12 protein-coding genes are annotated in these 13,234 nt (G+C 75.0%); 3 read left to right on the forward strand and 9 right to left on the reverse strand.

Annotated elements, in window-relative coordinates:
- Window positions 1-38: 38 nt before the first annotated feature.
- A complete protein-coding gene (locus tag FHX73_RS29465) occupies window positions 39-1,259 on the reverse strand; it encodes an MFS transporter (RefSeq protein ID WP_145908930.1) in 1,221 nt (406 codons plus the stop codon).
- Between the two features lie 76 nt (window positions 1,260-1,335).
- Window positions 1,336-1,905 (reverse strand): TetR/AcrR family transcriptional regulator, encoded by a 570-nt coding sequence (locus FHX73_RS29470; RefSeq protein ID WP_145908931.1) that lies wholly within the window; start codon window positions 1,903-1,905, stop codon window positions 1,336-1,338.
- Between the two features lie 196 nt (window positions 1,906-2,101).
- Here FHX73_RS29470 and FHX73_RS29475 point away from each other — a divergent pair, with 196 nt between their 5' ends.
- The 3 genes from FHX73_RS29475 to FHX73_RS29485 are packed head-to-tail and all read left to right on the forward strand — an operon-like array spanning window position 2,102 to window position 4,454.
- Window positions 2,102-3,412, forward strand: coding sequence for an MFS transporter (locus tag FHX73_RS29475; protein ID WP_145908932.1), 1,311 nt, complete (start codon window positions 2,102-2,104; stop codon window positions 3,410-3,412).
- Window positions 3,413-3,414: 2 nt separating this feature from the next.
- Window positions 3,415-3,861: a DUF5946 family protein gene (locus FHX73_RS46550; protein ID WP_425461455.1), complete on the forward strand. Its 447-nt coding sequence runs from the start codon at window positions 3,415-3,417 to the stop codon at window positions 3,859-3,861.
- A gap of 20 nt (window positions 3,862-3,881) precedes the next feature.
- Window positions 3,882-4,454, forward strand: a complete 573-nt coding sequence (locus FHX73_RS29485) for a hypothetical protein (RefSeq protein WP_145908933.1) — start codon at window positions 3,882-3,884, stop codon at window positions 4,452-4,454.
- On the opposite strand, the gene FHX73_RS45030 is transcribed toward FHX73_RS29485, so the two are convergent.
- The 7 genes from FHX73_RS45030 to FHX73_RS29520 are packed head-to-tail and all read right to left on the reverse strand — an operon-like array spanning window position 4,406 to window position 13,225.
- Complete coding sequence (locus FHX73_RS45030) at window positions 4,406-5,122, reverse strand: helix-turn-helix domain-containing protein (RefSeq protein WP_170305132.1); 717 nt, start codon at window positions 5,120-5,122, stop codon at window positions 4,406-4,408. The genes FHX73_RS29485 and FHX73_RS45030 overlap by 49 nt on opposite strands.
- Entirely contained in the window at window positions 5,119-6,108 is a 990-nt protein-coding gene (locus FHX73_RS29495) for a C40 family peptidase (protein ID WP_246213944.1), read from the reverse strand. Before FHX73_RS29495 ends, FHX73_RS45030 begins: the two co-directional genes overlap by 4 nt.
- Window positions 6,051-7,004 carry a replication-relaxation family protein gene (locus FHX73_RS29500; protein ID WP_145908935.1) on the reverse strand — a complete coding sequence of 318 codons (954 nt, stop codon included), beginning with the start codon at window positions 7,002-7,004 and terminating at the stop codon, window positions 6,051-6,053. Before FHX73_RS29500 ends, FHX73_RS29495 begins: the two co-directional genes overlap by 58 nt.
- Window positions 7,005-7,011: 7 nt before the next feature.
- Window positions 7,012-9,237, reverse strand: coding sequence for a type IV secretory system conjugative DNA transfer family protein (locus FHX73_RS29505; RefSeq protein WP_145908936.1), 2,226 nt, complete (start codon window positions 9,235-9,237; stop codon window positions 7,012-7,014).
- A complete protein-coding gene (locus tag FHX73_RS29510; RefSeq protein WP_246213945.1) occupies window positions 9,234-10,937 on the reverse strand; it encodes a VirB4 family type IV secretion system protein in 1,704 nt (567 codons plus the stop codon). Before FHX73_RS29510 ends, FHX73_RS29505 begins: the two co-directional genes overlap by 4 nt.
- The gene (locus FHX73_RS29515) at window positions 10,934-11,845 is read right to left on the reverse strand and encodes a PrgI family protein (protein WP_145908937.1); all 912 of its coding nucleotides are present in this window, start codon (window positions 11,843-11,845) and stop codon (window positions 10,934-10,936) included. Before FHX73_RS29515 ends, FHX73_RS29510 begins: the two co-directional genes overlap by 4 nt.
- A 6-nt stretch (window positions 11,846-11,851) precedes the next feature.
- Window positions 11,852-13,225, reverse strand: a complete 1,374-nt coding sequence (locus tag FHX73_RS29520) for a conjugal transfer protein TrbL family protein (protein WP_145908938.1) — start codon at window positions 13,223-13,225, stop codon at window positions 11,852-11,854.
- Window positions 13,226-13,234 lie beyond the last annotated feature (9 nt).

Below are 13,234 nucleotides of genomic sequence, written 5' to 3' on the forward strand. Positions count from 1 at the left end.
GCGAGGCAAACAGGGCGGGTGTGGCAGGTGATAGGCAGTCAGCCGGCGATCGGCCGGCGCACGGTGCGGGCAAGGCCGCCCAGGGCCAGCAGCACCACCGTCACGGCGTAGACCGCGACGGCCGTCCGCAGGCCGTACAGGTTGGTCAGCAGGCCCGCCAGGACGGCGGGGATGCTCATCGCCAGGTAGCTGAGGACGTAGTAGGAGGCGAGCGTGCCGGCCCGCTCGTCGGGGGCGGCCGGGCCGAGCAGTAGGCGCAGGGCGCCCTGGGTGACGGCGCCGAAGCCGGTGCCCGCCAGTGCGGTGCCGGCGAACAGGGCCGGCAGGCTGTGCAGCTGAGGGCCGCTCAGGGTCAGCAGGGCGCCGGGGACCAGCAGTGCGGTGCCTGCGGTGCTCACGGTGCGGGCGGGCAGCCGGCGTGCCGCCTGGACGGCGAGGCCGGCCGTGGCGGTCAGGGTGAAGAAGACCAGGCCGCCGGTGGCGCGGGAGGCGTGCGGAGCGACCAGCCGGGCGAGCGAGGGGCCGAGGGAGGAGTAGAAACCTCCCAGCGCCCAGGCGGCGACGACCCCGGGTGCGAGCACCCGGACGGCCGGGCGGGAGGCGGGGGCGACGGCGATGCCGGGCCGCAGCGAGCGCCACGCGCCGGCGTGCGGGCGCGCCGTCTCGGCGGTGCGGAGCACCGCGGCCGCCTGCGTGGCGAACAGCAGGAGCAGCAGGAGGTACACGGTGCGGGTGGGAGCGGGGGCGAACTGCACCAGGGCGATGGCGGCCAGCACGCCGGCCGCCATGCCGGCCACCGGGGCGGTGCCGTTGGCGAGCGTCGCCCGACCGGGGCGGTCGGGGGCCTCGAAGTCGAGCAGCGCCGCTCCGGCGGCACCGCTGGCCACCCCGGTGGCCAGGCCTTGCAGGATCCGGGCGGCGATCAGCGCCGTGACCCCCTGGGCGGTGGCGAAGGCGGCCATCGCGACCGCTTCCGCGAGCAGCGCGCCGGCCAGGACGGGGCGCCGGCCCAGGTGGTCCGAGAGGGTGCCCGCGGTCAGCAGCGCGCCGAGCAGGGCGAGCGCGTAGGCGCTGAACACGACGGTGAGCGTCATCGCCGAGAAGTGCCATTCGGCCTGGTAGAGCGCGTAGAGCGGGGTCGGGGCGCTCGACGCGGCCAGCAGGCCGACCAGGACGGAGGCGTGCAGGGCGAAGGCGCCGCGGCGGCCGAGCACGGGCCGGCGACGGGGCGGGGACAGCGGGGCGACGATGCTGAGCACGGAGTACCTCTCATGCCTAAAGGCAAACGTTTTGCTTTAGGAAGAGTAGGTCTCGCGCCACCCAAAACGCAAACGCTTAGCTTTTAGCCTCCAGGCCGAGCGCCGCCGCCACCAGGCGGTCGGTGTAGGCCTCCGACAGCTCCGAGGGACGGAACAGGATGCGGTACATCAGGGGGGCGACGACGACGTCCAGCAGGGCCTCCACACCGGGCACGGCCTCCCCGCGCCCGGCCGCGCGCACCCCGATGGCCGTCAACTGCTCGGCGGCGTAGTCGGAGCAGCGCACCGCGTTGCCCTGCTCGGGGTCGCCCAGCAGGGCGTCACGGACGTACGTGCGGCCCGCCGTCGAGTCCATCTCCTCTGCGAACTGCACCGCCCACGCCGCCAGGTCCGCCCGCAGACTGCCGTGGTCGGCCGGCGGACCGTCGGGGCGCAACCGCTCCACGGCCACGTCGGAGAGCAACTCCCGCAGATCCCCCCAGCGCCGGTACACGGTGGACGGCGTCACCCCCGCCCGCGCCGCGATCAGCGGCACGGTCAGGGCGTCCCGCCCCACCTCCGCCTCCAACTCGCGGACGGCCTGGTGCACGGACTGCTGGACGCGGGCACTGCGCCCGCCGGGGCGTGAGGTAGCTCGGGCACTCATGCGCCAAGCTTAACGCGAAGGAGTTGCGAACCCCGCGAGCTCTCCGCGGCAGTGCAACGCTCAGGGGCGGTCGATCAGCGGCGGAACGGCGGAGCGGTCCGCGACGTCAACGTCTTGTCGTAGGCCCTCACCACCGGCCGCCCGCCGCCGACGAAAATCCGTTGCCCCTCCGTCACTCGGTCGATAGACAGTCCGGATGTCGACCCTCCTGGCCCCGCTGCGCCTTGCCCCCTTCCGACGGCTCGCCCTGGGCCGCGCCGTGGCGATGCTGGGGAACGGGGGTGCGCCGATCGCGCTCGCCTTCGCGGTGCTGCGGACCACCGGGTCGCCGACGCAACTCGGTCTGGTGGTAGCCGTGCGCTCGCTCTTCAACGTGGCGTTCGTGCTCTTCGGCGGTGTCCTCGCCGACCGGCTGCCGCGCCGCTTGGTGCTGGTCGGGTCGAGCGCGCTCAGTGCGGCCAGTCAGGGAGCGCTTGCGGCGCTCGTCCTCACTCATCACGCGACTGTCCCGTGGATCCTGGCGCTGTCGGCCTGCAACGGAGCGTTCGCCGCCTTCGCCATGCCCGCCTCCTCCGCGCTGCTGCCGCAGACCGTGCCGGACGAGCTTCGCCGCCAGGCCAACGCGCTCAACAGGATGGCGGCGAACGGCGCGATGATCGGCGGGGCCGCGCTCGGGGGTGCCGTGGTGGCCGCCGCCGGTCCGGGGTGGGGCCTGGCGATCGACGCGACGACGTTCGCCCTCTCGGGCCTGCTCTTCGCCGGCGTCCGGGTCAGGCCGACGACGGCGCTCGCCCAGGAATCCTCGCCCACGTCTGCAGGCACCGGCATGCTGCACGAACTGCGCGTCGGATGGCAGGAGTTCGTCGCCCGGCGCTGGGTGTGGACGATCGTGGCCACGTTCTGCTTCCTCAACGCCGCATACTCGGGCGCCGTGGGGGTGTTGGGCCCGACCATCGCCGACAAGTCCTTCGGCAGCGGTGGCTGGGGGCTGGTACTGGCCGGCGAGACCGTCGGCATGCTGGTCGGTGGCGTGCTCGGGCTGCGACTGCGTCCGCAGCGGCCGCTGCTGGTCGGGGTGGTGTGTATGGCGGGCTGCGCCCTGCTGCCCTTCGGGCTGGCCCTCGGCGTGCCGGTGGCGGTCCTGGCCGGGATGAACTTCCTGGCCGGCGTGGGCGTGGAACAGGGTGGCATCGCCTGGGAGACCTCCCTGCAGCAGGAGATCCCCGAGGACCGGCTGGCGCGCGTCTACTCCTACGACGCGCTCGGTTCCTTCGTGGCGATCCCCCTCTCCCAGGCGGCCGTCGGCCCGCTCAGCGCCGCGATCGGCGTGCGCACGACGCTGTTCGGGGCCGCTGTGGTGATCCTCGGCTGCACGGTTGCCATGCTCGCGGTGCGCGACGTCCGCGCGCTGCGGATCAAGACCGCCGGCCCGGCCGCCAGTCCGGCCGCTGGCCCGGTATCCGCCTCGGTGTCTGCCGCGGCCTGCCAGCTTGGGGAACCCAAGTGAGCATGTCTGGTCAACACCTGAGCGGCGGGTGGGGAATCCGAAGAGCCTCATCACCCCGCCTTGCTCGCGTTGGACCATTCACGGCAGGCACCGTGGGGGTCGCTGCGCGGCGTCTCAGTCTACTGCTTCCTGCTCCAGTGCCCCAGCCGCCTTCCCGCCGACGATGGTGCGATGGCGTGGGCCCTCCTACGCGCATCCTCGAAGGCGGCCTCGACGCAGTGAACCAGCTCGTCGCTCAGGCGCGTCGCGGCAACTCCCATCGTATGAATGGCAGGCCGTCACGAGTCCTCCGCGACGCGGCGCTGCCGCCCCGGGATGCGCCGCGATCCCGTTTCTCCGTCACGATCGACGACGTCGCCGTCGACGGGACGTTCCCCGCTGCGGAGTTCGCGGAACGCGTCAGGGCTTGGGCGGCCGCGACGGTCGACGCGTGGAGTCGCGGCACGTGACCGAAAGGCAGTAGGCGATCATGGCAACCATGACGGAGACAACTGGACCGGAGCCGCTGGGCATATGTGTCGTGGCGAACGTCGCTGAGGAGACCAGCCACGGCGAAGGCGGGCTGGAGATCCGTCAGGGGCTGCGGCACTTCGCGCCGAGGGCGAAGGTGTGGATCGCGCCGCCGGCCTGGGGCGACGGGGGTGAGCGCGTCATCGTGGCGGGGCGTCATCGGGGGAACAGCCGCCGGTACATGCGGATCGTGATCGAGAGCCGGTTCCTGGTGAACTTTCGGGTTCGCGCCGTGTACAGCCCGGCGCTGGTGCGCGCGTTGACACAGCTCGATCCCGGTGAGGAGCAGGAGTTCGGTGCTCGCTGTTTGTGGCCGCCGGAGCAGGCGGAGGGCTGGGCGCGGTCCCGGAACGCGCCGACGATGGAGGCCCGGGTGGACGGCCAGCGTGATCGGGTCCACCTGGTCACGGATCCGCCGCCCATGGAGCTGCGGCTCGACGGTGTCACCTACTACCTGGCCCACTTCAGCGCCGGGGGTGCCCGCTACTCGGCCGAGCCGCCGCCGGTGGAGCCGTCGCCGACGGGCGGCTGACCGCCTGCCCGAGCCGCCGTGCCCGACTCCTCGTCGAGCGCGGCCCAGACCTTGCGGACGAAGCTCGGGCTCCGGTGCGCCCAGCGGGCGGTCTCGCGTTGGGTGAGGCCGTCGCGGTGGCCCTGGAGGATGCGGGCGCGGGCCTCGTCAGGATCCGCAGGAGGGGCGGGGTGCGCACCCGGGTGCTCGGGTGCGGTGCGCAGCCGTGTGCGGACCTGCGCACTGGGCGGTGGCGGTGCGGTGTGCAGGTGTGCGCTCTGTTCCAGGGTGAGGAGTTGGCGGTGCCAAGCAGGGCCGGCCTCGCCGAGGACCAGGAGCAGTGCGGGGGCGATGAGGTGGACGAGGACGCCGACGGGGTCGCGGGTGAGTGCGGCGTCGGCGGTGTTGACGAAGACCGAGCAGGCGCCGGTGAGCCAGCGGAAGGCGGTGGGCCAGTGGCCGCCGGAGGTGCCGTGGCGGGCGAGGGTGGCGTCGGCCTGGAGGGCCATCACGAAGGCGGTGTCGATGCTGGCGGCGAGCACCCAGCCGGACCACTGCCAGCGCGAGTGGGCGCCGATGAACTGTGCGCCGGTCATCGCGGAGAAGGTGGTGACCGCACCGATCAGCACCCAGGTGCCGGTGGTGAGGGTGCGCGCGGTGCGCAGGAGTTGGGGGTGGGGGAGGCTCACGGTGCTCCAGGGGGTGCGGGGCGGGTGGCGCCGAGGTAGTGGTCGTGGGGCCGGCGGAACGGCTCGACGCGCACCACGGCGCCGGTGTGGGGTGCGTCGATCATCTGGCCGGCGCCGAGGTAGAGGCCGACGTGGGTGGCGTCGTGGACCGAGGGGCCGTAGAAGACCAGGTCGCCGGGGAGCGGTGGGTCGACGGCGGGTAGGTGGGGGGTGTCGTCGTACTGGTCCTGGGCGACGCGGGGCAGCGGGACGCCGGCGGCGGCGTAGGCGGCCTGGACGAGGCCGGAGCAGTCGTAGCCGTGGCCGGGGTCGCCGGTGCCGCCCCACTCGTAGGGGGTGCCGAGCTTGGTGCGGGCGAAGGCGATCGCGGTGGCGGCGGCGGGCGTGGGCGGGCGGGAGGGCGGTTGCAGGGCGGGGCGGCCGGCGTAGTCGGCGGCCTGGGCGAGGACTTCGGCGACGTAGGAGTCGGAGTGGTTGTAGGCGTGGAGGGCGCCGTGCAGGTCCTGGGGCGCGCCGTTGCGGCAGAGCATCCGGGCGGCGGCGTAGACGGCGTCGGTCGGATCCCACGGGGTGGGCGGGGCGGCGCCGCCGGGCGGGACGGGGAGTGCGTAGTCGGGGAAGGTGTCGGGCATGAACTGCATCGGGCCGACGGCTCCGGCGCTGGAGACCAGGCTGGGCGCGCGGCCGTGGTCGGTCTCCACCTCGCCGATGCCGGCCAGCACCGGCCACGGCAGGCCGGGGCAGCTGGGCGCGGCTTGCTGGTAGAGCGTCAGCATCGGGGGCGGGATGTCGGCGCGGGCGGTGCTGCTGGGCGGTGACGAGAACAGGCCGCCGGTCAGCGTGGCGAGGACGGCAGTGGCGGCCGCGGTGACCAGGGCCACGGCGCCGAGGCAGCCGGCGCCGAGCGCCGCGCCGGCCCGGGCAGCGGTCAGGGGCGGGGCCGGGCGGGGTGCCCGGGGCTGAGCGGGTGCGGGGCCGGGCTGCACGCGCGGTCCGCACCCTCGGCGAGTGCGGCGGTGCTGGGTCGGCGCTCGGTGGGCCAGCCGTTTGGCAGCTCGACCAGCGCCAGGCGTCGGCCGGTGCCGCCGACGGGCAGCCAGGCGGCGTCGGCGGGGGAGAGCGGCTGGTCGCGGGCGAAGGTCGCCACCGCGAGCCGGTCCAGCGTCGGGTGCGCGGTGAACCGCTGGTGCAGGTTGACCTCGCGCCGACCGCTGTGCAGGCTGAACAGCACCAGCGGCCGACTGCGGGTGGCGATCGCGAGCTGGGCGAAGTCGTCGAGTTTGCGGGCGAGTTGGGTCAGCGGCTCGGAGCCGGTGTCGTGTTCGAGGAAGTACGAGGCCGAGCTGGTCGGGGTCGCGCTGGTGCCGTAGGCGTCCGGCCGGGCGAGGTCGCCCCACTGCTCCCGGCAGCGCCGCTCGGACCACCAGGTGCTCAAGTGGGCGGCCGTGGTGGACCGCTGGGCGAGCACGCTGAAGAAGTCGGCCACCCCGAGGTCGTGGACCAGGGTGGGTGAGAAGGCGATCCGGCTCGGCGTGTCGGGCCGCCAGCCGAGCGCGCCGGGCGTGGTGGCCAGCCGGGCGGCCAGCAGCGCGGCGCCGGTACGGCCGAGCGTGTAGTGCATCGGCGCGGAGCCGAGGGGGAGTTGGGGGCGGAAGGTGGTCAGCAGGTCGAGCGAGACCAGCGTCCTCAGCCGCCGGGTCGCCGAGCGGCGGGAGGTGCGCAGCAGCTGGGCGATGTGGGTGCTGGTCAGCACGGAGTGCTCCAGCAGCATGTCCAGCAGCCACAGGTCCCGCTCGGTCAGGCGTGCGGCCAGGGTGTGGAGTGGGCGCTGGCGTCGGGTGGGTGCGGGGATGCGCGGGCCGGTGATCGGAAGTCGGCTCATGGCGGGCTCACTTTCCCTTCTCTGGGCCGAAGTTGGCGCGGGATGCGTGCCGGACCCGGTCGGCCAGGCCCGGGACCGGCGGGGGCAGCGCGGTGGTGCGCAGGGTGAAGGCGGGCGTGGTGGTGGCGTCGACGACGAGCCGGGCGGCGGCCTGGTAGCGGCCCAGGTGGGCGAGGTCGTGGGCGGCCAGGTGCGGGCGGGTGTGGCGTTCCAGGTCGCGGGCGTCGTCGGGGGAGGCGGCGAAGGTGATCTTGTTGCGGGCGTTGGCGGCGATGCCCTCGCGCAGGTCGCGCGGGAGTTGACCGAGGTTCTGGTGGGCGAGCACGTAGGCGAGCCGGTAGGCGCGGGCCTCGGCGAGCATGTCCTCCAGCGGGTAGGGCAGGTTGAGGAAGTGCTGCGCCTCGTCCAGGTACAGCACCGCGTCGCGGCGGGTGTGTTCGGCCTGACTGGCCCGGCGGGTGGCGGCCTGCCAGGCCTTGGCGACGATGAACGACCCGTAGAGGCCGGCGGTCTCCTGGCCGAGCGCGCCCTTGGGCAGGCGCACCAGGGCGACGCCGCCGTCGAGCACGGCGCCGAGGTCGAAGGTGGAGGGCCCGGAGGCGACGGACTGCTGGACGAAGGGGCGCAGCAGGAAGGCGCGCAGCTTGTTCATCAGCGGGGCGGTGGTCGCGGCGCGGGCCGGGTCGGACAGCTCGTCGTACCAGGTCCAGAATCCGCGCAGCATGCGGTCGTTGACGCCGCGTGAGATCCGGCGCCGGTAGGCCGAGTCGGTGAGCAGCAGCGGGACGTCGGCGAGCGTGACGGTGACTCCGGCGGTGCTGGAGGTCATCAGGCTCAGGCAGGACGCCCGCAGCAGGTCGTCGGTTCGCGGACCCCAGGAGGAGGAGAAGATCCGCTGGAAGATGCCGACCAGGTTGTCGACCGCCGTGTCCACCTCGCCCTCCAGGACGTTGAGGCGCGGCGGCAGGCCGTGGTCGTCCGGGTCGATCAGCACGGTCCGCTCCAGCGCCGCCTCGGGCAGCCGGTCGAGCAGGTCGAGGACCAGGTCGCCCTTGGGGTCGACTACCAGGGTGCCGCGCCCGGCCCGGACGTCGGCGAGGATCATCCCGGCCAGCAGGGTCGACTTGCCGGACCCGGTCGAGCCGAGGACGTGCGTGTGGTACCTGCCGTCGGGGACGGCGAGGCCGACCGGGCGGGCGGGGCCGGCATCGGCGATGCCGAGCGGCCGCACGGACGGGCCCTGGCAGGGGATCACCGGGACGGGCTGCACCGACCGGGCCCCGGCCCGCTGCACGCCGGGAGTGGTCGCGTCGGTCGGCAGGTGGGCGACGGCGGCGAGCTCGGGAACGGACAACAGGTCGCCCCGCAGCGGGAACCGGCGCTCACCCACCGCACCGACCGGCTGCCGGAGCCGGCGCCGCACGTACCAGTTGCGCCCGGCGTGCACCGCGAACGCCGAGGCGATGGCGTGCGCCCGGATGGTGGCGCGCGACGGCGCCTGCGGGCCCGCCACCACCGCGACGCAGTACCGGACGGCGGTCTCCCACTGCGGTCCGGCGAACTTCGCCAGGGCGGAGCGGAGTTCGCCGCCCTGCTCGGGATCGCGGCCGCCCCTCGGGGATCGGCCGGGACCGCCGCCGAGACGGTGCAACTGGTGCTTGGCGCGGCGCACCCGGCGGGCGGCCGCGGGCCGCGCGAGCACGCTCACCGTGACCTGCGCCCCGTCACCGGCACCGAGCCCCGCGCCGAGCAGCGCGCGCAGCGGATCGCTGCCGTGCGAGGTCTTCAACGGCAGCGCCTCCGGCCGGGCCAGCCGCAACTCGCCGCCCACCGCCACCAGCCGCCCCTCCTCGGCGGCGGCCGGCTCCTCGCGCCGCACCTGCGCGCCCGGCCAGGCCGACTCGACGGCCTGGCGCAGCAGGGCCGGCGGGATCGCGCGGGGAGCCCAGAGCCGAACCGTGAGCCCGGCCGAGGTGAAGCGGTACTCGAAGGCCAGGTGCGGCTGACCCTTCGTCAGCCGCTGCCACCAGGGCCGGACCAGGCCGCCGAGGTGCCCCCAGAACTGCTCGGCCGACCCGGCCTCCACGCTCGGCGGCACCAGGATCACGGTGGCGACCCCATCAGCCGTGAGCCTGCGCTGCCTGCTGCGGTACAGCCACCAGCGCAGTCCGACAGCGCCCAGCAGCGCGGGCCAGAGCACCCCGGCACAGATCAGCACGACGGGCAGAGTCACTGCGCCTCCCGAGGATCGCTGCTCACCAACCGGTGCTCGGCCGGCGAGGCCACGCAGCCGAACGCCGCCCGCCGCCCCGGCCCCGCGCACAGCAGCGCCTGGCCCTGACCGGCGGCGAGCAGGAAGCCGGCCTCACCGGCCGACAGCCCGAACGACTCGGCCACGGCGCCGATCGCCTGCGGCGCCTGCTGGAGCAGCACCTGGGTGGCGGAGTTGGCGACCACCGCGCGGCCCAGGTCGGTGGCCAGCAGGTCGGCCGCGTCCTGGGTGATCACCGACAGCCCGGCCCACCGCTTGCGCACCGACTTGGCCATCCGGTACAGGAACCGCGCGCCCTGCTCCTCGCGCATCAGCAGCCACGCCTCGTCGATCACCACCAGGCGCGGGCGGCGCTCGCGCGCATCGGTGACGGCACGCCAGGCCGCGTCCAGGGTGAGCATGGTGGCCGCGCCCTTCAGCTCCTCGGGCACGGCGCGCAGTGAGAACACCGTCAGGTGACCGCCCGTCGCCTGCGTGCTGGGCCCGTCGAAGAGCTGCCGGTGACTCCCGCTCACGTACGGCGCCAACCGCTGCGCCAGCCGCGGCCCGGCGGGATCGGAGGTCTCGGCGAGCGACCGGGCCAGATCCGCGAGCAGCGGCGCGGGCCGGGTGTGGGTGCGCGGATCGGCGGTGATGCCGGCGGCGCGGTAGGCGGCGAGGATCGCCGAGTCCAGCACCGCGCGGTCGGCGGCATCGAGCGGGCCGCCCAGCAGCACGGAGACGAAGCCGTGCAGGAACAGCGCCCGATGGGTCAGCCGGTCGCCCTCGTCCTCCGGCGCGAGGTCGAACGGGTTGATCCGCACCCCCTCGGCGCCCAGGCGCACGGTGGTGCCGCCCACCGCGTCGGCCAGCCGGGCGTACTCGTCCTCCGGGTCGATCACCAGCACCTGCACGCCCCGGTAGAGCAGCCGCAGCGCTTCGAGCTTGGCCAGGTACGACTTGCCGGCGCCCGAGCGGGCCAGGGTGACCGAGTTGTGGTTCTCCTGCGCGAACCGGTCCCACAGCACCAGGCCGTCGCCCGTGCTGTTCAGCCCCAGCAGCACCGGCCCCACCTGCGACGGCTCGCCGCCCGGCAGGTCGGGGGAGGAGAACGGGAAGCAGGCCGCCAGCGCGGCGGTGTCGAAGGTGCGCTTGGCGTCGAGCCGGTCCACGCCGAACGGCAGGCAGCTGGTCCAGCCCTGCACGGCCCGCCAGGTCGCCGGCTCGCAGCGCAGCAGCATCGACTCGGCGATCGCCCGCACCGCCGACAGCTCCTCGGCCAACTGGGCGCGGTCGGCGGCGTGGACGGTCAGGTAGAGGCCGACCCGGAAGAGCCTGCCCTCGCCCCGGGCGACCCGCCAGGCCAGCTCGGCCGCGTCCTGCGCCGCCGCCTCCGTCTCGGGATCGTCCAGCCGCCCGCGTCCGGCGCCCGCGCGGCGGCTCGACTCCAGGCGGGCGCGCTGCCGGCGCAGCCGGTCGGCCGCCACCGCAGGCGGCACCGGCTCGATGTGCAGGCTGACGTCCAGCCGGCCCGGGTAGCCGAGCAGCGGCTCCAGCCAGCCCGGCCCCACCTCCGCCGGGTAGCCGGTGACCAGCAGGGTGGCCGCGAGCAGGTCGCCCGCCGCCAGCAGCCGCGCCTCGACCTGCACGCTGTCGGGGCCCAGGCCCACGGGCGTGTTCACTGGCCGCCTCCCCGGCCCCGGCAGGTCACCGGCTCGCCCGGCAGCGCCGGGTCCGGGTGCACCGGGGAGTCCGGCGCGGTCGCCGCCGCCAGCTGGGCGAAGGCCTGGCGGCCGCGCAGCGTGTGCAGCGGCACCTCGGCGGCGGCGAGCAGCGAGACCGCCTCCTCCGCCCGCCGCAGGGCCCGCAGCCCGGCCGCCCGGTCGGTGCCCGGTTCCCGGTGTGCCACCAGCACCTGACGCGACAACAGGTCCCGTTCGGCGGCCAGCTCCGTGAGGAAGGCGGCGTGCTCGCGGCAGGCCCGCGCCAGCAGCGGGTGCGGCAGCGCGGCCCGCTCCAGGGCGGCCACGGCCGGCCCGAGGTCGAGCCGCTGCGAGCGCACCAGGACCTGCACCGGCCCGGTCAGCGCGTTCAGCCAGCCGGCGAAGGCGGCGATCAGCGCCTGCTGCTCGACGCCGGTGCGCAGCGCGAAGTTCACCGTGCCGGCCCGGCTGAGCACCGCCCGCCCGGCACCGGCCAGGTCCAGCACACCGTCCGGCGCGATGTCGGCGAGCGGCAACTGCAGCTGGGCGACCGGGGCGGGCGCGGCGCTGCCGGGCACGAGCCGGTGCGGCGAGCGGTGGTGGCGCCAGGCCGCGAGCACCCAGCGGTCCAGCGGCAGGCCGTCGCGGCGGGTCAGCACGGCGGCGAGGGTCGCGGTGAGGACCGGCAGCGCCGCCGCCAGGCAGACCAGCGGCGGCACGTGGTGCCTGGCGACCGGGTAGGCGAGCCAGAGCACGACCAGCACCGAGCCGACCTGCACGGCCTGACGCGCCGACAGCGGACCGAGGACGGCGTCGGGCCGTTCCACGTCGGAGGGGATCCGCACCGGCGGCGGTGCGGCGTCGTCCTCGCGGAGGTACGAGGGCATGGTCCGTCAGCTCCTTCCACGGCGGCCGCGGCCGCCGTTGTCGAGGGGAGGGCGAAGGGGAGCGGGGCGGGGCAGCCGCGGCGGACCCGGGGCACGGGCGGGCTGTTGGGCGGCCCCGGTGCCGCCGGACCTGCGCGGAGGCCGGCCACGAGCGGGGCCCCACGGGGCGGCGCGTCCGAACCGGCCGGCGCCCGCTCCGCCCCGCAGCGCCGTGCCGAGCGCGGCCGGACCCAGCGGCATGCCGATCGCGGCGATCGCCACCGTGCGCAGCAGCCGCGACCCGGGCACCCGCGCTGCGCTGCCGCCGGTGATGGTGCGCGCCGGGGAGGTGACGATCCGTCGGATCCACGACGGGATCTTGATCAGCAGGTAGAGCGTGCAGCAGAGCAGCAGCATGTTCACCAACGGCGTCGTCGAGGCGAGCGGCACCAGCCCGTAGTTGGCGGGATCCAGCAGCACCCGCACGCACACCAGGAGCACCACCGCCTGCGCGATCTCCGTCCCCAGACAGCCGAGGTAGGCCCGCCACCACAACCGGGCGATCCCCTCGCTCAGCGGATGCGCGTGGCAGACCAGCATCAGCGGCGCCGCCACCCGCAGGACCACGAGCGCGGCGGTGCGCATCAGCGCCGCCACCAGCAGCACCACGGCCAGCACCACCGTGACCAGTTGCAGCACCAGCAGGTACGGCGCCGCGCTCCCGGTGAGCTGGGCGATGACGAGCCCGACCAGCGTGCCGGCCACGTCCTCGGCCCGCACCCCGTCACCGAAGACCGCCACGGTCACCGCGTTCGCCAGGGCGAGCAGGGTCTCACTGATCGTCATGGACAGCGCGGAGGCGGAGATCCCGAGGACGAGCCTGGGCAGCAGCTCGGGTGCGCCCCAGCGCTGCTGGAGACTGCCGTGGCCCATCGTGGTCAGGGCGGCGGCCAGCACGAACAAGCCGTAACCGGCCAGCGCCAGGGTCAGCATCTGCTGCCACAGCTCCCGCACCCGGCCCGAGGCGGCCGGATCCACCGGAGTCAGCAGCATGCGCACCAGGGTGTTCACCACCGGCTCGACGGCCGGCCGGATCAGGTCGGCGAGCCAGCCGGTGATCGCCTCCCGGATCTGCCCGGGGACGTCCCACCACGAGGCCGAGTCGCCGTCACCCGACCCGCCGTCAGCCGGCGGCACGGGCGAGGGGCCCGGCGACGGAGCCGGAGTCGGAACGGGCCCCGGCGGTCCGCCGATCGGCGGCGCAGGCGTCAACCCGGGGGAGGGCCCCGGCGAGGCGGGGCTCGCGCCCGGGGCCGGCGGCGGCGTGATCGGGTCGGCGTGTGCCGATCCGCAGAGCAGCACGACGGCGAGCACCGCCACCGTGATCGCGACGGTCGTCAACCGTGAACG

Source organism: Kitasatospora viridis (assembly GCF_007829815.1).
GTDB classification, from domain to species: domain Bacteria; phylum Actinomycetota; class Actinomycetes; order Streptomycetales; family Streptomycetaceae; genus Kitasatospora; species Kitasatospora viridis.